The following is a 21718-nucleotide window of genomic DNA, read 5'->3' as shown; positions in this document are numbered from 1 at the left end:
GTACGACCAGGGTAGTGCGGACTGGCCAGTACGGCATACGCGCAGCTCGGGCGGCGTGGCGCAGCGCGACGTCAGCTCGGCTGCTTCTCGCGCAGCTCCTTGATCTTGGCCTTCTTGCCCCGCAGCTCACGCAGGTAGTAGAGCTTGGCGCGGCGGACGTCACCGCGAACCACGACCTCGATCCGGTCGATCGCCGGGCTGTTGATCGGGTACGTCCGCTCGACCCCGACGCCGAAGCTGAGCTTGCGGACGGTGAAGGTCTCGCGCAGCCCAGCGCCCTGGCGACGGATGACGACGCCCTGGAAGATCTGGACCCGGGACCGGGCTCCCTCAACCACCCGGGCATGCACCTTGACGGTGTCACCGGCACGGAAGTCGGGCAGGTCGGTGCGCTTCGACTGGGCGTCAAGGGCGTCCAGGATGTTCATCGCTGTGTCCTCGTGAGGCTCACGGCGCACCGTCACTCGGCGCGCGGATGGGTGATACTGATCCCCGGGTGGTGGCCGGTGCGAACCGACCCCGGTCGAAGATCCTCGCAGCCGCCCACGGGCGCAGACGACTGCGGCAACCCCCCTACTTTGCCACATCCGGTCCGGGCACCTGAAATCCGGCCCGGTCCAACGCCGCCACGTCCCGTTTGTCCAGGCTCTGCGGATCCAGTGCGGTGAGCATGTCCGGCCGGCGGCGACCGGTCCGGACGAGCGCCTCGTCGCGGCGCCAGCGGGCGATCCGGCCGTGGTCGCCGGAACGGAGCACCTCCGGCACCGGCAGTCCACGCCAGGTCGCCGGCTTCGTGTACATCGGCGCCTCCAGCAGCCCGTGCGCGTGGGACTCCTCGGCCAGCGAACCGGCGTTGCCGAGCACCCCCGGCAGCAGTCGGGTCACCGCCTCCAGGATCACCAGCACCGCCACCTCACCGCCGAAGAGCACGTAGTCACCGAGGCTCACCTCGGTGACCGGCATCCGCGTCGCCGCGTGGTCGAGGACCCGCTGGTCGATGCCCTCGTACCGGCCGCAGGCGAACAGCAGGTGCGGCTCGGCGGCCAGCTCGTGGGCCAACGCCTGGGTGAAGGGCACGCCGGCCGGCGACGGCACCAACAGTCGCGGCGGGGTCAGCTCCGTCGGCGCCAGGGCGTCCAACGCCTCGCCCCACGGCTCCGGCCGCATCACCATGCCGGGCCCGCCGCCGTACGGGGTGTCGTCGACGGTCCGGTGTACATCGTGGGTCCAACCGCGCAGATCGTGTACGGCAAGCCGCAGTGTCCCGTTGGCTCGCGCCTTGCCGATCAGCGACAGGTCCAGCGGGGCGAAGTACTCCGGGAAGATCGACACGATGTCGACGCGCATCAGGGGTGCTCCGCCAGCTAGAGATCGAGCAGGCCGCCGGGCGGGTCCACCACGACCCGGCCACCGGCGAGATCGACCTCGGGGACGATCTCCTTGACGAACGGGATCAGCGCCGTGCCCCCCTCGGGACGCCGCAGCACCAGCAGATCGGACGCGGGAGCGTGGTCGATCCGGGCGACCTCGCCCAACCGCTCGCCGGTCGGGGTCACCACCGCCAACCCGACCAACTGGTGGTCGTTGAACTCCTCCGGATCCTCCGGTGCGGCGACGTCCGCGCTGTCCACCGCGAGCAGGGTGCCGCGCAGCGCCTCGGCGACGTCGCGGTCCAGCACCCCTTCGAAGGCGACCAGCAGCCGCTCCTGGTGCCGACGCGCGGACTCGACGGTCAACGTGTCGGGTATCCGGAACGGCACACCGGGACCGTCCGGCGCGGGCGGGGCGGCGTTCGCCCCCGGCATGGTGTTGAGCACCATGCCGGGGGCGAACCGCGTCTCGGGCTCGTCGGTACGCACCTCTACGGTGACCTCACCGCGGATGCCGTGCGGCTTGCCGATCCTGCCGACGATGAGCAGCATCAGTACGAGTCGACGATGTCGACGCGTACGCCGCGCCCACCGATGGAGCCGATCACCTGGCGCAGCGCCTTGGCGGTCCGCCCGGACCGCCCGATCACGGTGCCCAGGTCCTCGGGATGCACCCGGACCTCCAGCCGCTTCCCTCGACGGGAATCGACCATCCGGACGCGTACGTCATCGGGGTGGTCGACGATGCCTTTGACCAGGTGCTCCAACGCCGGCCGCAGCGCCATGTCAGGCCTGCTCGCCGGAGTCCGCGGCGGGCTGCTCCTCGGCCTTCGGGGCCTCCTCGGCCTTCGGCGCCTCGGCGGCCTTCGGTGCCTCGGCGGCCTTGGCTGCCTTCTTCGCCGGCTTGGCGGGGGTGTCGGCCACTCCTGCGGCAGCCTTCGCCTCGGCCTCGTAGGCCGCCTTGCGGTCAGCCCGCTCGGCAGCGACCTTCAGCGGCGGCGGGGCCGGCAGGCCCTTGAACTTCTGCCAGTCACCGGTCAGCTCCAGCAGCCGCTGCACCGCCTCGCTGGGCTGGGCGCCGACGGAGAGCCAGTACTGGACCCGCTCCGACTTGACCTCGATGACCGAAGGGTCCTCCTTCGGCTGGTAGATGCCGACGAACTCGATCGCCCGGCCGTCGCGCTTGGTACGCGAGTCGGCGACGACGATGCGGTACTGCGGGTTGCGGATCTTGCCCATCCGCAGGAGCCGGATCTTTACGGCCACGGTTGTTTCGCTCCTGTTGCGATCTCACCGACCCGGTACGGGTGGTGTGCATGGGTGAGCGCCAACCGGCACAGTGGGGTTGGGCCGGAGACCACTCGGGTGGACTGGCGACGTGCCCGGGTTAGAGGGCGCCGGACACGCGCCGGATACCAGCCAGCCATTCTGCCAGATCCCGACCGGAACGCTGACACCGCACCGGCCCGCATCACCCGGGGCGGGACTTACGTGACGAAGAACACATCAAATCCCGTCAGCGTACCGGCGGTCGATCCCAGCCGTCGGGCAGGCGATCGGGGACGGTCCAGTGCGCCGGTGGGGTGAAGTCGCACCAGGTGCCGTCGAACGGGAAGACGCCGGCCTCGGCGAGCGCGATCACCCTCTTGCCCTCAGCCCGCACCGCCGCCTCGTCGGTCACCCAGTAGTGCTCCGGGAAGGCCAGCCGCTCGACGAACTCGTCCTCGTCCTTCCACTCCCAGCATCGGTCCGGGCGGACCCACACGTCGAGGTCCTGGTCGACGATGTCGACGCCGGCCAGCCCCCCGTCGTCCCAGCGGACGCCCGGTTCCTCCAGGTTGACGTACCAGCCGGCGAAGCGGCCCCGCACGTCGCGGAACCACCAGACGGAGTGGGCCGCGTCGGTAGGAAGAAACTTCAACAGCGGTGGACCGTTCCAGCGGCCCTGCGCCAACCGGTAGGTCGGGCTCAGCCACTCCCGGAAAGGCACCGCTCGCATGCCCAGCCCGGCCTCGTTGACCTCGCCGGCCACCGGCGTGCCCTCGGCCACCCAGAGCAGCAGCCCTCGCTCGTCGTCGCGAACCACGCGGGCAGGCCGCACCCACCCGATCCGCCCCCGCCGCACGTTGCGGTGCACGACCACCCGACCCGGCTCGAACCTCACGCCCCGACCCTACCGCCGCCCCACACCCACCACGCCCGCCCGACTTCCTGTTGATCATGAGGTTAGCGGCAGTTAGAGCGATCAACTTCGCCGCTAACCTCATGATCAACCAGGCGAGGGGGGTGGGGGTGGGGTGGGGGTGGGGTGGGGGTGGGGTGGGTTAGTAGGCGCGGGCGAGGATGGCGATGAGGTCGGGCTCGTCCTCCGTGTCGGGGACGGTGCCGTCGGCGCGGATCAGGCAGCGCACCGTGACGCCCTGGGCGTTGGCCTTCGCCTCGCCGTCGACGCCGACAGCCGACCACGGGACGTGGGCCCAGCCGGTGGTTGCCGCCTCCAGCGCCTCGTCGAGCGTCGCCACGTCGACCGTGCGCGACTCGCGGAAGGCGAGCGCCTGGTCGTGCAGCGCCCGCTGGTCGGCGTCGAGGGCCGCCAGCACCGCACCGACCACGTCCGCCACCGGCGTGGGTGCCTTCGAGCCGTCGGTACGGCGGACCACCACCGCGTTACCGGCGGCCAGATCGCGGGGGCCGACCTCGACGCGTACCGGATAGCCGCGCAGCTCGGCGTCGACGGCCCGGCGGCCGAACGGCGTGTCGGTGCGGTCGTCGAGCGCGACCCGGACACCGGCGTCACGCAGCGCGTCGCGCAGCTTGGCCGCCGCCTCGGTGACGCCGTCGCCGTCCTTGACCACCATCACGTACGCCTGGGTCGGCGCCAGTCGCGGCGGCACCCGCAGCCCGTTGTCGTCGCCGTGGCACATGATCAGGCCACCGAGCATCCGGGTCGAGGTGCCCCAGGAGGTGGTCCAGGCGTGTTCCCGGCCACCTTCGGCCGAGGAGTAGCTGATGTCGAACGCCTTGGCGAAGTTCTGGCCCAGCTCGTGGCTGGTGCCGAGCTGGAGCGCCTTGCCGTCGCCCATCATGCCTTCGCAGGTGTAGGTGGCGGTCGCCCCGGCGAAACGCTCGCGGGCGGTCTTGAGCCCGACCACCACCGGGATGCCGAGCACGCTCACCATCAGGTCCTCGTACGCCTCGTGCAGGATCTTGCGGGCGTAGGCACGGGCGTCTTCCCGGGTGGCGTGCGCGGTGTGCCCCTCCTGCCAGAGGAACTCGCTGGTCCGCAGGAACACCCGGGGGCGCAGCTCCCAGCGGACCACGTTCGCCCACTGGTTGAGCAGCAGCGGCAGGTCCCGGTAGGAATCGATCCACTTGGCCATGAACTCGCCGATGACCGTCTCGCTGGTGGGCCGCACCACCACCGGTTCGGCGAGCTGCTTGCCGCCGCCGTGGGTGACCACGGCCAGCTCCGGCGAGAAGCCTTCGACGTGCTCGGCCTCGCGCTTGAGGTAGCTCTCCGGGATGAACAGCGGGAAGTACGCGTTCTCCGCCCCGGCCGCCTTGATCCGGTCGTCCATCTCGGCCTGCATCCGCTCCCAGATGGCGTAGCCGGCCGGTCGGATCACCATGGTCCCTCGCACCGGCCCGTTGTCGGCCAGCTTCGCCTTGGCGATCAGATCCTGGTACCAGCGAGGAAAGTCCTCAGCCCGGGGAGTAAGCACGCGCGCCATGACCGCACATCCTATGCGCCCGCCCATCCCCGCACCGCCTCCCCCGCCCACCTCACTGTTGATCATGAAGTTGTTGCGGCTCCGTCCGGCGTGTCGCGACAACAACTTCATGGTCAACGGAAGGAGTTTGGCGGGGGTGGTCGAGGGTCAGGGGAGGGGGTGGCCGCGGAGGATGAGGTGGGTGGGGGTGCGGAGGGTGGTGAGGTCCTGGCGGGGGTCCTGGGGATAGATGGAGAGGTCGGCGAGGCCGCCTTCGACCAGGCCGGGGAGGCCGAGCCAGGCGCGGGCCGCCCAGGAGGCGGCGGCGAGAACGTCCAGGGTGGACATGCCGGCCTGCTCGTGCAGCAGGAGCATCTCCTCGACGGCGAGACCGTGGTCGATGCCGCCACCGGCGTCGGTGCCGACATAGATCGGCACACCGGCCTCGTACGCGGCCCGCACCACCTGCGGGAAGCGGTCTCGCAGGGCGAGCATGTGCTCGGCGTACCCGGGGAACTTCTCCCGGGCCTGATCGGCGATGTGGCCGAAGGTACGGATGTTGATCATCGTGGGGATCAGCGCGGTGCCCTGCCGGGCCATCAGGTCGATCAGGTCGAGGCTGAGCCCGGTGCCGTGCTCGACCGAGTCCACCCCGGCCCGCACCATGATCTCCACCGCGGACTCGCTGAAGGTGTGCACGGCGGCGCGCACCCCGGCGGCGTGGGCGGCGGCCACGGCGGCGGTCATCGTGTCGGCGTCCCAGGCCGGTGCCAGGTCACCGACGCCCCGGTCGATCCAGTCGCCGACCAGCTTCACCCAGCCGTTGCCGGCGGCGGCCTGCTCCGCCACGGTCGCGGCCACCTCGGCGGCACCGACCTCCACGCCGATGTCGCGCAGGTACCGCTTGGGCGGTGCCACGTGCCGGCCCGCACGGATCAGCCTGGGCAGGTCGGCTTCGTCGTCCAGTTCCGGGTACGGGAACGGGGAGCCCGCGTCCCGGATAGCGAGGACACCGGCGTCGCGGTCGATACGCGCCAACGCGCGCGCCTGATCCAGCGAGGTGATCGGTGCGCCGCCCCGGGCGATGCCGATGTGGCAGTGCGCGTCCACCAGGCCGGGCAGGATGAAGCCACCGTCGGCGACCGTCTCCGCGCCGGGCACCGGGTCGAAGGTGACCCGGTCACCGACCAGCCACAGGTCGCGTACCTCGTCGTCGGGCAGGAGCACACCGCGCACATGCAGAGCCATGCGCACAGTCCTACCCGATCACTGCCCGTCGTGCGCCAGAAGCCCCGCCCGCCGCACAATCAGCGCGGGCAGATCCACCGACACCTTCCAGGGCCGCTCGCTCACGAAGAGGTCCTCGGTGCGGGTCGCGACCGCGTAGTCTCAGGACGCGCTGAGGGTGTACTCGGTCAAGGTCATCGCCCTCCGTCACCGACACGCTCAGCGAGGCGGCTTACCGTCCTTGCCGAACTTGTTGAAGTCGATCTTCGGCAGCTTGAAGCCGGGCGGCAGGCCCTGTCCGGCGGCCAGGTCGTCGGGGTTCATCCCCGGCGGCAACTGTGGCATCCCGCCCGGGAAGCCACCCGGCAGCCCGCCCTGCACACCCCGGGTGCCGGCACCGCTGCGCGGCCGGTTGCCGCCCTTGGTGCCCTTGCGCTTGTTCTTCGGCGACTTGGTCGCCTTCCGCCGGCCGGCCCCGGGCAGGCCCATCATGCCGCCCATCTGCTTCATCATCTTCTGCGCGTCGGTGAAGCGGTTGAGCAGCTGGTTCACGTCCATCACGGTCACGCCGGAGCCGTTCGCGATCCGGGCCCGCCGAGAACCGTTGATGATCTTGGGGTTGGTGCGCTCGGCCGGGGTCATCGACCGGATGATCGCGGTGATCCGGTCGAAGTGCTTGTCGTCCAGCTCGGCGAGCTGGTCCTTGACCTGCCCCATGCCCGGCATCATGGCCAGTACGTTGGCGATCGGCCCCATCCGGCGCACCGCGATGAGCTGGTCGAGGAAGTCCTCCAGGGTGAACTGCTCGCCGCCCATCAGCTTGGCGGTCATCTTCTCCTTCTGATCGGTGTCGAAGGCCGCCTCGGCCTGCTCGATCAGAGTGAGAACGTCGCCCATGCCGAGGATCCGGCTGGCCATCCGGTCGGGGTGGAAGACGTCGAAGTCCTCCAGTTTTTCGCCGGTGGAGGCGAACAGGATCGGCTGCCCGGTCACCTCACGGACCGACAGCGCGGCACCACCACGGGCGTCGCCGTCGAGCTTGGAGAGGACCACGCCGGTGATGCCGACGCCGTCGCGGAACGCCTCGGCCGTCCGCACCGCGTCCTGCCCGACCATCGCGTCGATGACGAAGATGACCTCGTCGGGGTCGACCGCGTCACGGATGTCGGCGGCCTGCTGCATCATCTCCGCGTCGATACCGAGCCGGCCGGCGGTGTCGACGATTACGACGTCCCGGGCGGCCCGTCGGGCGTGCTCGATGGAGGACTTCGCCACCTGCACCGGGTTGCCGACGCCGTTGCCGGGCTCCGGGGCGTACACCTCGACCCCGGCGCGGCCACCGAGCACCTGGAGCTGCCCGACCGCGTTGGGGCGTTGCAGGTCGGCGGCGACCAGCAACGGCTGGTGCCCCTGGGCCTTGAGCCAGCGGGCCAGCTTGCCGGCGAGGGTGGTCTTGCCGGAGCCCTGGAGACCGGCCAGCATGATCACCGTCGGCGGCTGCTTGGCGAACTGGAGCCGCCGCCCCTCGCCGCCCAGCACGGCGATGAGTTCCTCGTTGACGATCTTGATGATCTGCTGGGCGGGGTTGAGCGCCTGGGAGACCTCCGCGCTGCGGGCTCGCTCCTTGACGTTCGCGATGAAGCCCTTGACCACTGGCAGCGCGACGTCCGCCTCCAGCAGCGCGAGGCGGATCTCGCGCGCGGTGGCGTCGATGTCGGCGTCGGTGAGACGTCCCTTGCCGCGGAGCTTGGTGAAGATCCCGGAGAGGCGGTCACTCAAGGTGTCAAACACGCGAACATCCCGTTTGTCAGTGTTCCGGCGAGCACGAACGAGGCCGGGAGAGCTGTCCGACCACCGCTAGGGTAGCCCGCCACCCACACCCACGCTCCCAGCCGGCCACCCCACCCCCACCCACCCGACCCACTGAAGGCGCCACGATCTGTGGCAGTTGCGGTAGTCGACACGCCGATCCGTAGACACCTCTACTGCCACAGATGCGGGGGGTGGGTTAGACGGCGGCTAGGACGGCTGTCTCTAGGCGGGTCCGTTCGTGCTCCGGGGGCCAGCCACCGACCAGGTAGAAGACGTCGACCACGTCGCCGCCGAGCGTGGCGATCCGGGCCGCCCGGACCTGGGCGCCGGCCGCGTCCAACGCACTGGTGACCCGGTAGAGCAGACCGGCGGCGTCGGCGGCACGCAGTTCCAGCAGCACCGCGTCGGTGGCGGCGTCCCGGTGCCAGACCACCCGCGGTTGGGCCCCGGCCCCCCGTGCGGCCAGGGCCCGACCGCGTAGCCGCTGGGTCACCGACACGTCGCCGCGCACCGCGCGGCGCAGGTCCGCGCTCAACGCCACCGGATCCGGGGCCAGCCCGTAGCGCGGCTGCACCCGGCACTGCACCAGGGCCCGCCCGTCCACCGTCGAGGCGTCGGCGGCGAGCACTTCCAACCGGTGCAGGGCCAGGCAGCCGGCCACCGTCGCGAGCAGGCCGCGACGATCGGCTGCGGCCACCGCCACCCGGTCCCCGGTCAGGTGTACGACCGGCAGTGGCCCGGCCACCAGCGCCGGGTCCGGTGCCGGCGGGGCGGGTACGTCGCCGGTGTCGAGGGTGGTGCGCACCCGGGCGACCAGTTCGGCAACCAGCCGGCCCTTCCAGTCCGACCAGGCGGCCGGACCGGTGGCGGCGGCGTCGGCGCGCACCAGCGCGTACAGCAGGTCGAGGGTGGTCACGTCGCCGACCGACTCGGCCACCCGGGCGATGGTGACCGGGTCGGACAGGTCCCGCCGGGTGGCCACCTCGGGCAGCACCAGGTGCAGCCGGACCAGCTTGCCGATCAGCGCCGCCTCGGCGGTCGGCAGGCCGATCCGGGTCGCGATCCCCTCGGCGATCGGCGCGCCCACCACACTGTGGTCACCGGCGAGGCCCTTGCCGACGTCGTGCAGTAGCGAGCCCAGCAGCAGCAGGTCGGGGCGGTCCACGTCGCGGGTGTGCCGGCTGGCCTCGGCGGCCGTCTGGACCAGGTGCCGGTCCAGGGTGAACCGGTGCACCGGATTGTGCTGAGGCAGGCTGCGCAGCCGGGTCCACTCCGGCAACCATCCGTCGATCAGCCCGTACCGGTCGCAGGTCTCCCAGGCCGGGATCATGCCGGCGCCGGCACCGAGCAGCGTGGTCAGGGCGGCGCGGGCCTCGGCCGGCCACGGCGTCGGCAGCGGCGGGCAGTACGCGGCGAGCCATTCGCAGGTGGCCCGGGCGATCGGCAGCCCGGTGGTCGCCGCGGCGGCGGCCACCCGCAGCGACAGGCTGGCGTCGGGGCGGGCACCGATGGCGGTGCGGGCCAGCACCAGCTCGCCGTCGTGCTCGACCACGTCCCGGGCTACCGGGCGGCGCAGTGGCCTTCCGTCGGCGCCCCGACGGCGACCGGAGCGCAGCCGGTCGGCGGCGCGGAACGCGTCGTCCAGGGCGTGGCTGACGGTCCGGGCGTCGCCGGCGACCCGACGCAGCAGGGTGTCGCCGTCGCCGTCCTCGGGACGCGACGCGGGGTCGGACCGCTGGTCCGATGACGTGCCGGCAGACTGTGGCGGCACCGCGCCCGGCGGGACACCCTCAGCGGACGGTGTCCGGCGCAGGCCGAGCAGGGCGGCCACCCCGTCGCGCTCCTGGGCGAGCAGCCGGTCGATGCGCCGGCCGACCTGCTGGTGCAACGCGTCCCGGGTGTCCAGCAGCCGCAGGTGTGCGGCGTGTACGGCGGGTCGTAGCGCGTCGGTGATCCCGGCGGTGGCGATGGCCCGCAGGATACCCACGTCACGCAGCCCCCCGGCCGCCTCCTTCAGGTCGCCCTCCAGCAGGTGGGCCAGTTCGCCGTGGGCCTGCCAGCGGGCGGCGCTGCTCTCCCGCAGCGGCGCGAGTTGGCGGACCGCGGTGCGCCGCCAGTGGTCGGTCGCGCTGCTCACAAGTGTGTCGGCGAGGTCCGGATCACCGGCGACGAGCCGGGCGTCGAGCAGCCCGAGGGCCACCTTGACGTCGTCCTGGGCGACCGACAGCGCCTCGGCGACGGTCCGGACCGAGTGGTCCAGCCGCAGCCCGGCGTCCCAGATCGGGTACCAGAGCGCGGCGGCCAGTTCGTCGATGCCGGGCACCCCGGCGTGTACCAGCACCAGATCGAGGTCGCCGTAGGGGGCGCACTGCCGCCGGCCCAGCCCGCCGACCGCGAGCAGCGCGACGCCCGACCGGGCCGGCAGCAGCCGGGCCAGCCAGGCGTCGTACGCGTCGGCCCGGGCCCGGCGCGCCGTCGCGCCGACCCCGGCCGGTACGCCGACGACCTCGTTGACCAGGAGGTCAGCGCTACCGGGGAATTCCGAGGCTGTCCTACTGGTCAACGAGGTCATCGATGCTCCGTCCTACAGTGCGTCCAGGCCGCGCTCGCCGGTGCGGACCCGGACGACCTCCTCGACGGCGGTCACCCAGACCTTGCCGTCACCGATCTTGCCCGTCCGGGCGGCCGACACGACGGCGTCGACGATCTTCTCGACGTCGATCTCGTCGGTGAGCACCTCCACCCGGATCTTGGGCAGGAACTCGACGGTGTACTCGGCGCCCCGGTAGACCTCGGTGTGGCCCTTCTGCCGCCCGTAGCCCTGGACCTCACTCACCGTCAGGCCAGCCACGCCCAGCGTGTGCAGGGCCTCCTTGACGGCGTCCAACTGGTGCGGCTTGATGACCGCGGTCACCAGCTTCATGTCCAACCCCTCCATTCCCGAAACGTTAGCCGGCGACCTTTTCGCTTACCGGTTCGGTGGGCTCGGTCTTCGGCGCCGCCGAGGTACCGATGCCCGCAGCGGCGAACGCGCCGCCGCCACCACCCGTGGAGCTGAACTCGTACGCGCTCTCCGCGTGCTCGGCGTTGTCGATGCCCTCGACCTCGGCGTCGGCGCTGGCGCGGAAGCCGATGGTCTTGTCGATCACGAAGCCGATGAGGTACGCGACCACGAACGAGTACGCCAGCACGGCGACCGAACCGAGGGCCTGCTTGCCCAGCAGCGTCACGCCGCCGCCGTAGAGCAGACCGTCGTTGCCCTCACCGGCCAGCACCTCCATCGCCAGGAAGCCGATGAGCAGCGAGCCGATGATGCCGCCGACCATGTGCACGGCGACCACGTCGAGCGAGTCGTCGTACTTGAGGCGGTACTTGAGGCCGACGGCCAGCGCGCAGACGACACCGGCGATGACGCCGAGCGCGATGGCGCCGAGCGGCTCCAGGAAGGCGCAGGCCGGGGTGATGGCGACCAGGCCGGCGATGGCACCGGACGCCGCACCGAGGGTGGTCGGCTTGCCGTCGCGGAGCTTCTCCACCAGCAGCCAGCCGAGCACCGCGGCAGCGGTGGCGACCTGGGTGTTGATGAAGGCGACCGCGGCGGTGCCGTTGGCGGCCAGCGCCGACCCGGCGTTGAAGCCGAACCAGCCGAACCACAGCAGGCCGGCACCGAGCAGCACCATCGGCAGGTTGTGCGGCTTGAAACTGTCCTTCGGCCAGCCGACCCGGCGGCCGAGCACCAGCGCCAGGGCGAGGGCCGCGGCACCGGCGTTGATGTGCACCGCGGTGCCACCGGCGAAGTCGAGCACACCCAGCTCGAAGATCCAGCCACCGCCCCACACCCAGTGCGCCACCGGGAAGTAGACCAGGGTGGCCCACAGGCCGGCGAAGAGCAGCCACGGGCCGAACCGGGCCCGATCGGCGATCGCGCCGCTGATCAGCGCGACGGTGATCACGGCGAACATCAACTGGAAACCGGCGAAGAGCAGGTCGGGGATGCCACCCTCGGTCCCGCTCTCCAGCATGCCGCGCAGACCGGCGGCGGAAAGATCACCAGTGATCCCGCCCACGTCCTCACCGAACGCGATGCTGTAGCCGTAGAACACCCACAACAGGCTGACCAGGCCGATCGCACCGAAGCTCATCATCATCATGTTGAGCACGGACTTGGACCGCGTCATGCCGCCGTAGAAAAGCGCCAGGCCGGGCGTCATGAGCAACACCAGGGCGGCTGAAGTCAAAATCCAGGCGGTGGCACCAGAATCTAGCTCCGGCACGCTGCCTCCTCTCGGGTTGTTTTCCCTCCCTCCCGGCATCGCGCAGCATCGCCCGTACGCCGGTTGCGCGGAAGCCTGGTAGTCCGCTGTTTCACCCAGGGTCCCCGGCTGGTTTCCGAACCGTGACGGCTTGTTTCGGACGTGTGAAGAAAAACGCACACCTCAGCGCTTCGACGGGGGTGGATCGGCCATTTGGTGCCGGTCTATCCCCCCGACGGCCCAGAGATCGGCGGGAGACCCCGCAAATCTCTCAGCGCAGGGCGTGCTCGAGGGCGTGTCGCTCGTAGTCGAGCAGCCGCAGATCCCGCATCGGCCGGCGCAGGTGGCCCTTGTGCACGATCCGGACGAAGGCCGGCTCCCCCGCCGCGGCCATCCGGCGGATGCCCTCGACGTGGTCGACGATCCGCTTGCGGATGGTCCGGATCAGCCGGTGCCGGTCGCGCGGAATGAGCCCGTACGCGTCGGCGAAGAGCCGCAGCCGGCGCGGTCGGTCGGGGCGCTTCCAGCCGAGGGTGATGGAGTCCCGGTCGGAGAAGATCGGCACCCAGGTCCACGCGGCGTACGCGACGTCGTAGATCCGGGCACCGGGCGAGGCGAGGTCGAAGTCGATCAGCCCGAGGGTGCCGTCCGGCCGCCAGATCACGTTGTGCGGTGCCGCGTCGTGGTGGCAGATGACCTCGGTGTCCGGCGGCGGCGGGCCGAACGAGCGCCACACCGCCTGCGGCGGCGGCACGAAACCGTACTGGGCGTCGTGGAACATCCGCAGCATGGTGGCGACGGTGACCAGAGCCTCGTCGGTGACCCAGTGCGGGGCCAGCGGGTACTCCCCGCACTCCCCCTCCAGGTACGACAGCACCTCCCGGTTGCGCTCGTCCATGCCGAGGGCACGGGGCGCACCGGTGAACCCGACGTACTCCAGGTGACGCAGCAGGGCGTGCACCGACGGGGTCCACGGCCCGGCGTTGCGCCGCACGGTGTCACCGACCCGCACCACGGTGCTCACGTTCCCGCCGTGCAGCGGGATCTCCTGCGAGGTCACGTACGGTCTCCCGAGGCGCTGCGACGGGTGGCTCGGTTCGCGCCAGCCCGCGTACGCGCGGTCGTCTCTGGTCACCCGAGGTTACGCGGTCTGACCGGAGGACTCGGTACCCAGCAACGCGTCGACGAACTGCGCCGGGTCGAACGGCGCCAGGTCGTCCGGGCCCTCGCCGAGGCCGACCAGCTTCACCGGGATGCCGAGCTTGCGCTGCACGGCGATGACGATGCCGCCCTTGGCGGTGCCGTCGAGCTTGGTCAGCACCACACCGGTGACGTTTACCACCTCGGTGAAGACGCGCGCCTGCTCCAGCCCGTTCTGACCGGTGGTGGCGTCGAGCACCAGCAGTGTCTCGTCGATCGGGCCGTGCTTCTCGACCACCCGCTTGACCTTGCCCAACTCGTCCATCAGGCCGATCTTGTTCTGCAACCGGCCGGCGGTGTCGACGAGGACCGTGTCCACCCCGGTCTCGATACCCCGCTTGACCGCGTCGAAGGCGACGCTGGCCGGGTCGGCGCCCTCGGGACCGCGGACGGTCTCGGCCCCGACCCGCCCGGCCCAGGTCTGCAACTGGTCGGCGGCGGCGGCCCGGAAGGTGTCGGCGGCGCCGAGCAGCACGCTGCGGCCGTCGGCGATGAGCACCCGGGCGATCTTGCCGCAGGTGGTGGTCTTGCCCGCGCCGTTCACCCCGACCACGAGCAGCACCGCCGGCACGCCCTCCTTCGGGGCGGTGTGCAGCGACCGGTCCAGCCCCGGGTCGAGCGCGTTCACCAGCTCGGCCGCGAGCAGGGAGCGCAGTTCGGCGACCGACCGGGTACCCAGCACCCGGGTGCGCTCCCGCAGCCGGTCGACGATGTCCCGGGTGGCGTCGACGCCCACGTCGGCGGTGATCAGGCTGTCCTCGATCTCCTCCCAGACGTCCTCGTCGAGCCGGTCCCGGCTGAGCAGGCCGAGCAGGCCCTTGCCGAACACGTTCTGCGACCGCGACAGCCGGGAGCGCAGCCGCACCAGCCGGCCGGCGGTCGGCTCGGGCACCTCGACGGTCGGTGCCGGCGCCTCGACCGGCGGCTCGACCAGGACACCGGTGGACAGATCGGCCTCCGGTGCCTGCACCGGCGGCCCGGCGAGATCCTCCTCCGCCCGGGTGTCGACCTCCGTACGCGGCAACGGCGGCTGCGGCCGTCGACGCAGCCGCGGCACGACCAGCCCGATGCCGCCGAGGATCAGCAGACCGAGCAGGGCGAGAGCGATGAGGAGGTATTCCGTCATGCCGGAATCCTGTCAGATGCCGGCGATCACGTCTCAGCCACCGCTCCCGCCGGGCCCGGGCAGTTCCCCGGCGCCCGACCGCTCCCGGTGTCGGCCCAGGAAGCGGCGGTAGTCTCGGCCACAGTTGGCAGTGGTGCGCCACCGGCCGGGTAGTAAAGGATGAAGTTCTCTCGTCTGGAGGTCCCGTATGCCCGCCGAGCTGCTCATCGGCCCCCTGCTGCGCCGGGTCGTCGGCACTCGGGCCACCGTCTGGGTGGAGACCACGACGCCGGCGGTGGTCACCATCCGCACGGCCGGCGGCGCCACCGGCACCGCACCCACCTTCAGCGCGTACGACCATCATTACGCGCTCGTGGTGGTCGACGGGCTCACCCCGGACAGCACGAGCGCGTACGAGGTGCTTGTCGACGACGAGGTGGTCTGGCCGACGCCGGACAGTCGCTTCCCACCCAGTGTCATCCGCACCCGGGCCTCCGACGACCGGGACCAGCCGGTCCGACTGCTCTTCGGTTCCTGTCGGGAGACCACCCAGCACGCGACCACCCGCAAGTTGCCGCCGGACGCGCTCGACGCGTACGCCCGGCGGGTGATCGCCGACCCGGACCCGGCGGCCCTGCCCGACCTGCTGCTGCTGCTCGGCGACCAGGTCTACGCCGACGAGACCTCGCCGACCGTGAAGCGCCTGCTGCGCCGCCGGCGGAGGCGTCCGGAGGGCGCCCCGAGGGACCAGGTGGTCAGCTTCGACGAGTACACCAAGCTCTATCTGGAGTCCTGGCGCGACCCGGAGATCCGCTGGCTGCTCTCGACCGTGCCGAGCGTGATGATCTTCGACGATCACGAGATCATCGACGACTGGAACACCTCGGCCTCCTGGCGGGCCGAGATGCGCGATCAGCCGTGGTGGGCCGAGCGGATCGCCAGTGGGCTGGCCTCCTACTGGGTCTACCAGCACCTGGGCAACCTCTCCCCGGACGAGATCGCCGCGGACCCGGTGTTCGCCAAGGTGAGCACGGCGGAGGACGCCACCGGGGTGCTGCGGGAGTTCGGTGCGCGGGTCGACACCGAGGCCGACCTGGCCCACGACACCGAGCGCTGGCGGGCGGTGCAGTACCAGTGGAGCTACGCCCTCGACCTGGGGCGCACCCGGTTGGTGATGCTGGACAACCGGTGCAGCCGGGTGCTGCTACCCGGTCGGCGGGCGATGCTGCCGCCCGGTGAGTGGTCGTGGTTCGTCGACCGTGCCCACGGTGGCTACGACCACCTCGTGGTCGGCTCCTCGCTGCCGTGGCTGCTGCCGCCCGGCATCCACCACGTCGAGACGTGGAACGAGAAGTTGGCCGACTCGCCCCGGCGGTGGGTTGCCGGGCTGGGCGAACGGCTGCGCCGCGCGCTGGATCTGGAGCACTGGGCCGCGTTCCGCCGCTCGTTCGACGCGCTGGCGGAGCTGTTCGCCCGCATCGGCGCCGGCGCACCCGGTAAGCCCGACGACCGCAAGGGCGCCGGGCCGGCGTACCCGCCACCGGCGTCGATAAGCGTGCTCTCCGGCGACGTGCATCACTCGTACGTGGCGAGAGTCAGGTTCGCCGACCCTGGGGTGCACACCCCGGTGCACCAGCTGACCTGCTCGCCGATCCACAACCAGGTGCCGGCCGGGATGCGCCCGCTGATGCGGCTCGGGTGGGCACGCGGCCCGGCCGGAGCGGCCCGTGCCCTGGCCCGCACGGCCGGGGTCCGCCGGCCCCTGGTCAAGTGGCGCAAGCTGGCCGGGCCCTATTTCGGCAACGCGGTGGCGACGCTCACCCACGCCGGCCGTGGGGCCGAGGTGGTCATCGAGGGCACCACCGGTGACGGTCACCTGCACGAGGTCGCCCGGCACCGGCTCGCGCACGGCCGCTGAACGAACCACAAAAGCTGTCGCCGGCAGTCAGATGTCCGGGCCAGAATGCCCGGATGACATGGACAGCACCGGCGGTCGACCGGACCCCCGAGCCCTACGTTGGCGACGAGCGCACCATGCTGGAGGGCTGGCTGGATTATCACCGGCAGACCCTGCTGCTCAAGTGCGCGGGCCTCACCGCCGAGCAGTTGCGCACCGCAAGCGTCGAGCCGTCCGGCCTCACCCTGCTCGGGCTGGTGCGGCATCTGGCCGAGGTGGAGGCCTGGTGGTTCCGGGAGAACTTCGCCGGCGAGCCTGTCGACTACCCGTACTACACGGATGACGATCCGGACGCCGACCACGACGTCAGCACCGCCGACGCCGAGGCGGACTTCGCCACCCACCACCGCCAGGTGGCGCTGGCCCGCGCCGCCGTCGTCGGCCGGTCGCTCGACGAGACGTTCACCGAGGTGGGCCCGAAACGGCGCACGTTCAACCTGCGCTGGGTCTACGTCCACATGATCGAGGAGTACGCCCGGCACAACGGGCACGCCGACCTGATCCGCGAACGCATCGACGGCGCCGTCGGCGAGTGACCGGAAGTGCGGCTGGTCGACGCCCGGTGGCGCCTCAGCCGGCCAGGACGGCGCGCAGGTAGCGCAGGTCGGCCGACCCGTTCCAGCGGTACGCCGACAGCCCGGCGACCCGGGCGCCACTGATCGCCCGGTCCTCGTCGTCGACGAAGAGCACCCGGGCCGGCGGGGTCTCCAGCGCCGCGCAGGCTGCCTGGAAGTACTCGGGTGCCGGCTTGTGCACCCCGATGGCCGACGAGTTGACCACCACGTCCAACTCGTCGGTGAGCCCCAACGCGGCCAGGTCGGCGTCGAGCAGGTCGGTGGCGTTGGTGCCGAGCCCGACCCGGATGCCGGCGGCCCTCGCCTCGCGGACGAACGCCAGCACGTCCGGGTCGACCTCACCGCGATAGCGCTGCCACTGCGCCACCGCCGCACGCGCCCGCTCGGCGTCACCCACGGACGGCGTGAGCGCGTCGGCCACGCTGGTCATCCAGTCGGCGTGGCTGACCTGGCCGGTCAGCACCGGTTGCAGCCGCCCCCACTGCATGGCGATCTCGCCGAGCACACCGGCGGAGAGGCCGTACTCCCGCTCGACGCCGGCGGCGACCGCCGGATCCCAGCGCCGCAGCACACCGTCGAAGTCCACCAGGAGCGCCGTCGCGCGTTCCCGAGCCACTACCCGTTCTCCTCGCCGCGGCCCTGCCGCTCGTCATCGCCGTCGGCCCGGTTGAGCCGTTGACTGATCACCTGGGTCACCCCGCCGCGCATGGTCACACCGTAGAGCGCGTCGGCGATCTCCATCGTCCGCTTCTGGTGCGTGATGACGATGAGCTGGCTCTTCTCCCGTAGCTGGGCCAGCAGGGTGATCAGCCGGCCCAGGTTCACGTCGTCCAGGGCCGCCTCCACCTCGTCCATGATGTAGAACGGGCTCGGTCGGGCGCGGAAGATCGCCACCAGCATCGCCACGGCGGTCAGCGACCGCTCTCCGCCGGAGAGCAACGACAGCCGTTTGATCTTCTTGCCCGGCGGGCGGGCCTCGACCTCGACACCGGTGGTCAGCAGGTCGTCCGGGTCGGTGAGGATCAGCCGGCCCTCGCCACCGGGGAACAGCACGGTGAAGACCTGCTCGAACTCTCGGGCGGTGTCGGCGAAGGCGCTGGCGAAGACCTCCAGGATCCGTTCGTCGACGTCCTTGACGACGGTGAGCAGGTCCCGCCGGGTCGCCTTGAGGTCCTCCAACTGCTCGGAGAGGAACTTGTACCGCTCCTCCAGCGCCGCGAATTCCTCCAGAGCGAGCGGGTTGACCTTGCCGAGCAGGGCCAGTTCCCGTTCGGCCTTGGCGGCTCGCTTCTCCTGCACCGGGCGTTCGTAGCGGACCGGCTCGGGCACCGCCAGGCCGTCCCGCTCGGCGGCGGCCACCTCGGCCTCGGTTGGCGGCACCAACTGGCTCGGGCCGTACTCGGCGACCAGGGTCTCGACCGTCAGGCCGAAGTCCTCGGCGGCCTTGGCCTCCAGCTGCTCGATGCGCAACCGCTGCTCGGCGCGGGCGACCTCGTCCCGGTGCACCTGACTGGTGAGCCGTTCCAACTCCGCACCGAACCGCTTCGCGGCAGCCCGCACCTCCTGCAACTCCGCCTCGCGGGTGGCCCGTTCCCGCGCCACCGCGTCGCGGTGCTCCTCGGCCTGGGCGATGCTGCTGGTCAGCTGGGTCAACGCCGTGCGTGCGCCACCGGCCACCGCGCGGGCGATGGCGGCGCCCCGGGTCCGCGCCGCGCGCCGGGCCGCCGCCCGTTCCCGGGCCGCCCGCTCGGCACCGGCCTGCCGACGCAACGAGTCGGCCCGCCCGGCGATCGAGGCGACCCGCTCCTCGGCGGTACGCACCGCGAGCCGGACCTCCATCTCGTTCTGCCGGGCCTGCGGCACCATGGCGGCGAACTGGTCGCGTTCCTCGGTGGACGGCTCCGCGTCGATCGGGGTGGCCTCCGCCAACCGCAGCCGCTCCTCCAGCTCGGCCAGGGTGGTCAGGTCCCGTTCCCGGGCCGCCTCGGCGCGCGATCGGGACTCGCCCAGCCGGTCGGTCTCCGCCTTCGCCGACCGGGCGGCGGCACCCAGCTCGGCGAGCCGCCGTGCGGCGGCGTTGCGGTGGCTCTCCGCCTCCCGCTTGGCCGCCGCGGCGTGCTGCACCGCCTCCTTGGCGGTGGCCACCTCGGCGCGCGCCTCGACCAGCTGTTCCCGCAGTTCGGCGCTGGTCCGCTCGGCCGCCAGCCGATTGGCCCGGGCCTCCTCGACGGCCGCCTGCACCTCGATGTAACTGGGCGCCTTGGCCGACCCGCCGGCCGCCGCGTACGCGCCGACCACGTCACCCTCCCGGGTGACCGCCCGCAGTTCGGGATTTCCGGTGACCACCTCGGCGGCGGCGGACAGGTCCGCCACCAGCACCACGTCCCGCAGCGCCCGGTACACTGCGGGCCGGATCTGGGCGTCGCAGTCGACCAGGTCGGGTGCCCAGTGGGCACCTTCGGGCAGTTTCGGACGCAACGCGTCGGCCGAGCCGGACATCCCCGGCCCGGCCGGGCTGCCGACGAGCAGCCCGGCCCGCCCGGCGTCCGAGATCTTCAGCAGGCGCATCGCCTCGACGGCCTCGTCCACGCCGGTCACCGCGACCGCGTCGGCCAGCCCGCCGAGCGCCGCGGCGAGCGCCGCCTCGTGCCCCGGAGCCACCGTGAGCAGGCCGGCGAGACCACCCAGCAGGCCGGGCACCTGGTCGGCGCGGGCCAACAGGGCCCCGGCCCCGTCCTTGCGGCGCAGACCGAGGGCGAGCGCCTCCTCCCGAGCCTTCCAGGTCGCGGCATCCTTCTCCGCCGCCCGTTCCGCGTCCGACAGGGACCGGAGGTTGGCCTGTGCCTGCTCCTGGGCGGCGACGGCCTCGGCGTGCCTGGCGTCCAGGTCGGCGTTGTCCCGGTCCGCCTCGGTGGACTGCTCGGCGACCGCGTCCAGCTCGGCCTGGGCCCGCTCGGCGCGCGCCATCGCGTCGGTGTGCGCTGCGGCGAGCCGCTCGATCTCCTCGCCGGCGCTGGTGGTCCGCGCCCGGGCCGAGTTCACCTGCCCGGTCAGCCGGGCCAGGCCCTCCCGCCGGTCGGCGATGGCCTTCGCGGCGGCGACCAGTTCCCGCTCGGCGGCGGCGAGCTGCCGCTCCAGCTCCTGGCGGTGCTCGACCGCCTCGGCCAGCCGGACCTGGTCGTCGGTGAGCGCAGCGCGCAGTTCCTCCTCCTGCTCGCGGACCCGTTCGGCCTCGGCCTCCAGTTGTTCCGGGTCGCGGCCCGGGCGTTCGTCGTCCGGCGTCGCGGTCAGATGCCGCAGCCGTTCGACGGCGAGCTGCTCGATCGAGCGGAACCGTTCCTGCAACGCGGAGAGCTTGTACCAGGTGTCCTGGGCGGCGGCCAGCAGCGGAGCGTCGGAGGCCAACGCCTCCTCCAGCTCGCCGAGGCGGGACTGCACCTCGGCGTGCTCGGCCTCGACCTGCTCTCGGCGCTGCCGAAGCGCGGTCTCGTCCGCGATCTCCTTGTCCAGCGTGGTCCGCAGGGTGGCGAGGTCGTCGGCGAGCAGCCGCAGCCGGGCGTCGCGCAGGTTCGCCTGGATCACAGCGGCGCGGCGGGCCACCTCGGCCTGCCGTCCGAGGGGTTTGAGCTGTCGGCGCAGCTCGGCGGTGAGGTCGGTGAGCCGGTTGAGGTTGGTCTGCATCGCGTCGAGCTTGCGCAGCGCCTTTTCCTTGCGCTTGCGGTGCTTGAGGACGCCGGCCGCCTCCTCGATGAACGCCCGCCGGTCCTCCGGCTTGGCGTGCAGCATCCCGTCGAGCCGACCCTGCCCGACGATGATGTGCATCTCCCGGCCGATGCCGGAGTCCGACAGCAGCTCCTGGATGTCGAGCAGTCGGCACGAATCGCCGTTGATCTCGTATTCGCTCTCGCCGGAGCGGAACATCCGGCGGGTGATGGAGACCTCGGTGTACTCGATCGGCAGCGCACCGTCGGTGTTGTCGATGGTGAGGGTCACCTCGGCTCGGCCCAGCGGGGCCCGCCCGGCGGTGCCGGCGAAGATGACGTCCTCCATCTTGCCGCCGCGCAACGCCTTGGCACCCTGCTCGCCGAGCACCCAGGCGATGGCGTCGACGACGTTGGACTTGCCCGAGCCGTTCGGGCCCACCACGCAGGTGATCCCCGGCTCCAGCTTGAGCGTCGTCGCGGAGGCGAAGGACTTGAAACCCTTCACCGTTAGGCTCTTGAGATGCACCTTCTCGATCCTCGTCCGGTGGCCGCCGTACCGTCGCCCGGCTGCGCGGACCCTGGTAAACCCGCAGACTAACCCGGGACCGGGTGGAGCACCCGACGCGACCCACCTGCCGGCCGTCGGACACCGACCGGACCGCGCCACCGCACCGAACGGCCGATGCGATCGGCTACGCACAGAGCTGCGCGCCGGCACATCGTGTCGGCGCGCTCAGTGCGGTGGTGCTGTTCAGTTGTGGCGACCATGCGGTTCAGTCGCTTGCGGCGACCAGGTGGTGCAGTC

At 71.8% G+C, this 21718-nt stretch carries 18 protein-coding genes; 2 read left to right on the top strand and 16 right to left on the bottom strand.

The annotated features are described in order from the left end of the window. Positions 1-71: 71 nt before the first annotated feature. The 14 genes from rplS to ftsY all read right to left on the bottom strand — a co-directional run bounded on the left by rplS (position 72) and on the right by ftsY (position 14698). Positions 72-428: a 50S ribosomal protein L19 gene (gene rplS / locus AB0J93_RS01495; RefSeq protein WP_093401691.1), complete on the bottom strand. Its 357-nt coding sequence runs from the start codon at positions 426-428 to the stop codon at positions 72-74. Between the two features lie 145 nt (positions 429-573). Next, positions 574-1347, bottom strand: coding sequence for a tRNA (guanosine(37)-N1)-methyltransferase TrmD (gene trmD, locus AB0J93_RS01490; protein WP_363917002.1), 774 nt, complete (start codon positions 1345-1347; stop codon positions 574-576). 17 nt (positions 1348-1364) lie between these two features. Further along, positions 1365-1919, bottom strand: a complete 555-nt coding sequence (gene rimM / locus AB0J93_RS01485) for a ribosome maturation factor RimM (protein ID WP_363917672.1) — start codon at positions 1917-1919, stop codon at positions 1365-1367. 2 nt (positions 1920-1921) lie between these two features. Beyond that, positions 1922-2155: an RNA-binding protein gene (locus AB0J93_RS01480; protein WP_013732101.1), complete on the bottom strand. Its 234-nt coding sequence runs from the start codon at positions 2153-2155 to the stop codon at positions 1922-1924. 1 nt (position 2156) lies between these two features. Beyond that, a complete protein-coding gene (gene rpsP / locus AB0J93_RS01475) occupies positions 2157-2636 on the bottom strand; it encodes a 30S ribosomal protein S16 (RefSeq protein ID WP_363917000.1) in 480 nt (159 codons plus the stop codon). A 250-nt stretch (positions 2637-2886) separates the two neighbouring features. Then, positions 2887-3534, bottom strand: coding sequence for a DUF402 domain-containing protein (locus tag AB0J93_RS01470; RefSeq protein ID WP_363916998.1), 648 nt, complete (start codon positions 3532-3534; stop codon positions 2887-2889). Between the two features lie 160 nt (positions 3535-3694). Beyond that, entirely contained in the window at positions 3695-5101 is a 1407-nt protein-coding gene (gene proS / locus AB0J93_RS01465) for a proline--tRNA ligase (protein ID WP_363916996.1), read from the bottom strand. A gap of 147 nt (positions 5102-5248) precedes the next feature. After that, positions 5249-6328, bottom strand: a complete 1080-nt coding sequence (locus tag AB0J93_RS01460) for an amidohydrolase family protein (RefSeq protein ID WP_363916994.1) — start codon at positions 6326-6328, stop codon at positions 5249-5251. Positions 6329-6526: 198 nt separating this feature from the next. Beyond that, a complete protein-coding gene (ffh, locus tag AB0J93_RS01455; RefSeq protein WP_363916992.1) occupies positions 6527-8098 on the bottom strand; it encodes a signal recognition particle protein in 1572 nt (523 codons plus the stop codon). A 217-nt stretch (positions 8099-8315) separates the two neighbouring features. Continuing rightward, entirely contained in the window at positions 8316-10691 is a 2376-nt protein-coding gene (locus AB0J93_RS01450) for a [protein-PII] uridylyltransferase (protein ID WP_363916990.1), read from the bottom strand. A gap of 12 nt (positions 10692-10703) precedes the next feature. Further along, a complete protein-coding gene (locus tag AB0J93_RS01445) occupies positions 10704-11042 on the bottom strand; it encodes a P-II family nitrogen regulator (RefSeq protein WP_166458079.1) in 339 nt (112 codons plus the stop codon). 25 nt (positions 11043-11067) lie between these two features. Next, entirely contained in the window at positions 11068-12393 is a 1326-nt protein-coding gene (locus AB0J93_RS01440; RefSeq protein WP_363916988.1) for an ammonium transporter, read from the bottom strand. Positions 12394-12643: 250 nt separating this feature from the next. Next, positions 12644-13507 (bottom strand): aminoglycoside phosphotransferase family protein, encoded by an 864-nt coding sequence (locus tag AB0J93_RS01435; RefSeq protein WP_363916986.1) that lies wholly within the window; start codon positions 13505-13507, stop codon positions 12644-12646. Positions 13508-13513: 6 nt separating this feature from the next. After that, entirely contained in the window at positions 13514-14698 is a 1185-nt protein-coding gene (gene ftsY / locus AB0J93_RS01430; RefSeq protein WP_363916984.1) for a signal recognition particle-docking protein FtsY, read from the bottom strand. Between the two features lie 187 nt (positions 14699-14885). Between ftsY and AB0J93_RS01425 the strand changes: the two genes are divergently transcribed. After that, complete coding sequence (locus AB0J93_RS01425; protein ID WP_363916982.1) at positions 14886-16595, top strand: alkaline phosphatase D family protein; 1710 nt, start codon at positions 14886-14888, stop codon at positions 16593-16595. Positions 16596-16648: 53 nt separating this feature from the next. After that, a complete protein-coding gene (locus tag AB0J93_RS01420) occupies positions 16649-17170 on the top strand; it encodes a DinB family protein (RefSeq protein ID WP_363916980.1) in 522 nt (173 codons plus the stop codon). A gap of 34 nt (positions 17171-17204) precedes the next feature. Here the strand turns inward: AB0J93_RS01420 and AB0J93_RS01415 are convergent, their stop codons facing one another. Both AB0J93_RS01415 and smc read right to left on the bottom strand, forming a co-directional pair. After that, positions 17205-17825 (bottom strand): HAD-IA family hydrolase, encoded by a 621-nt coding sequence (locus AB0J93_RS01415; protein WP_363916978.1) that lies wholly within the window; start codon positions 17823-17825, stop codon positions 17205-17207. Continuing rightward, entirely contained in the window at positions 17825-21439 is a 3615-nt protein-coding gene (gene smc / locus AB0J93_RS01410) for a chromosome segregation protein SMC (RefSeq protein ID WP_363916976.1), read from the bottom strand. Before smc ends, AB0J93_RS01415 begins: the two co-directional genes overlap by 1 nt. Positions 21440-21718 lie beyond the last annotated feature (279 nt).

The sequence above is a fragment of the Micromonospora sp. NPDC049374 genome (genome assembly GCF_040677165.1).
In the GTDB taxonomy this organism is placed as follows: Bacteria; Actinomycetota; Actinomycetes; order Mycobacteriales; family Micromonosporaceae; genus Micromonospora.
This window is presented reverse-complemented; position numbering and strand designations above follow the sequence as displayed.

Excerpts from the sequence above, each read along its gene's own strand:
- rplS (WP_093401691.1), bottom strand. The coding sequence starts at position 428 with ATGAACATCCTGGACGCCCTTGACGCCCAGTCGAAGCGCACCGACCTG.
- trmD (WP_363917002.1), bottom strand. The coding sequence starts at position 1,347 with ATGCGCGTCGACATCGTGTCGATCTTCCCGGAGTACTTCGCCCCGCTG.
- AB0J93_RS01480 (WP_013732101.1), bottom strand. The coding sequence starts at position 2,155 with ATGGCGCTGCGGCCGGCGTTGGAGCACCTGGTCAAAGGCATCGTCGAC.
- proS (WP_363916996.1), bottom strand. The coding sequence starts at position 5,101 with ATGGCGCGCGTGCTTACTCCCCGGGCTGAGGACTTTCCTCGCTGGTAC.
- AB0J93_RS01460 (WP_363916994.1), bottom strand. The coding sequence starts at position 6,328 with ATGGCTCTGCATGTGCGCGGTGTGCTCCTGCCCGACGACGAGGTACGC.
- AB0J93_RS01450 (WP_363916990.1), bottom strand. The coding sequence starts at position 10,691 with ATGACCTCGTTGACCAGTAGGACAGCCTCGGAATTCCCCGGTAGCGCT.
- AB0J93_RS01445 (WP_166458079.1), bottom strand. The coding sequence starts at position 11,042 with ATGAAGCTGGTGACCGCGGTCATCAAGCCGCACCAGTTGGACGCCGTC.
- ftsY (WP_363916984.1), bottom strand. The coding sequence starts at position 14,698 with ATGACGGAATACCTCCTCATCGCTCTCGCCCTGCTCGGTCTGCTGATC.
- AB0J93_RS01425 (WP_363916982.1), top strand. The coding sequence starts at position 14,886 with ATGCCCGCCGAGCTGCTCATCGGCCCCCTGCTGCGCCGGGTCGTCGGC.
- AB0J93_RS01420 (WP_363916980.1), top strand. The coding sequence starts at position 16,649 with ATGACATGGACAGCACCGGCGGTCGACCGGACCCCCGAGCCCTACGTT.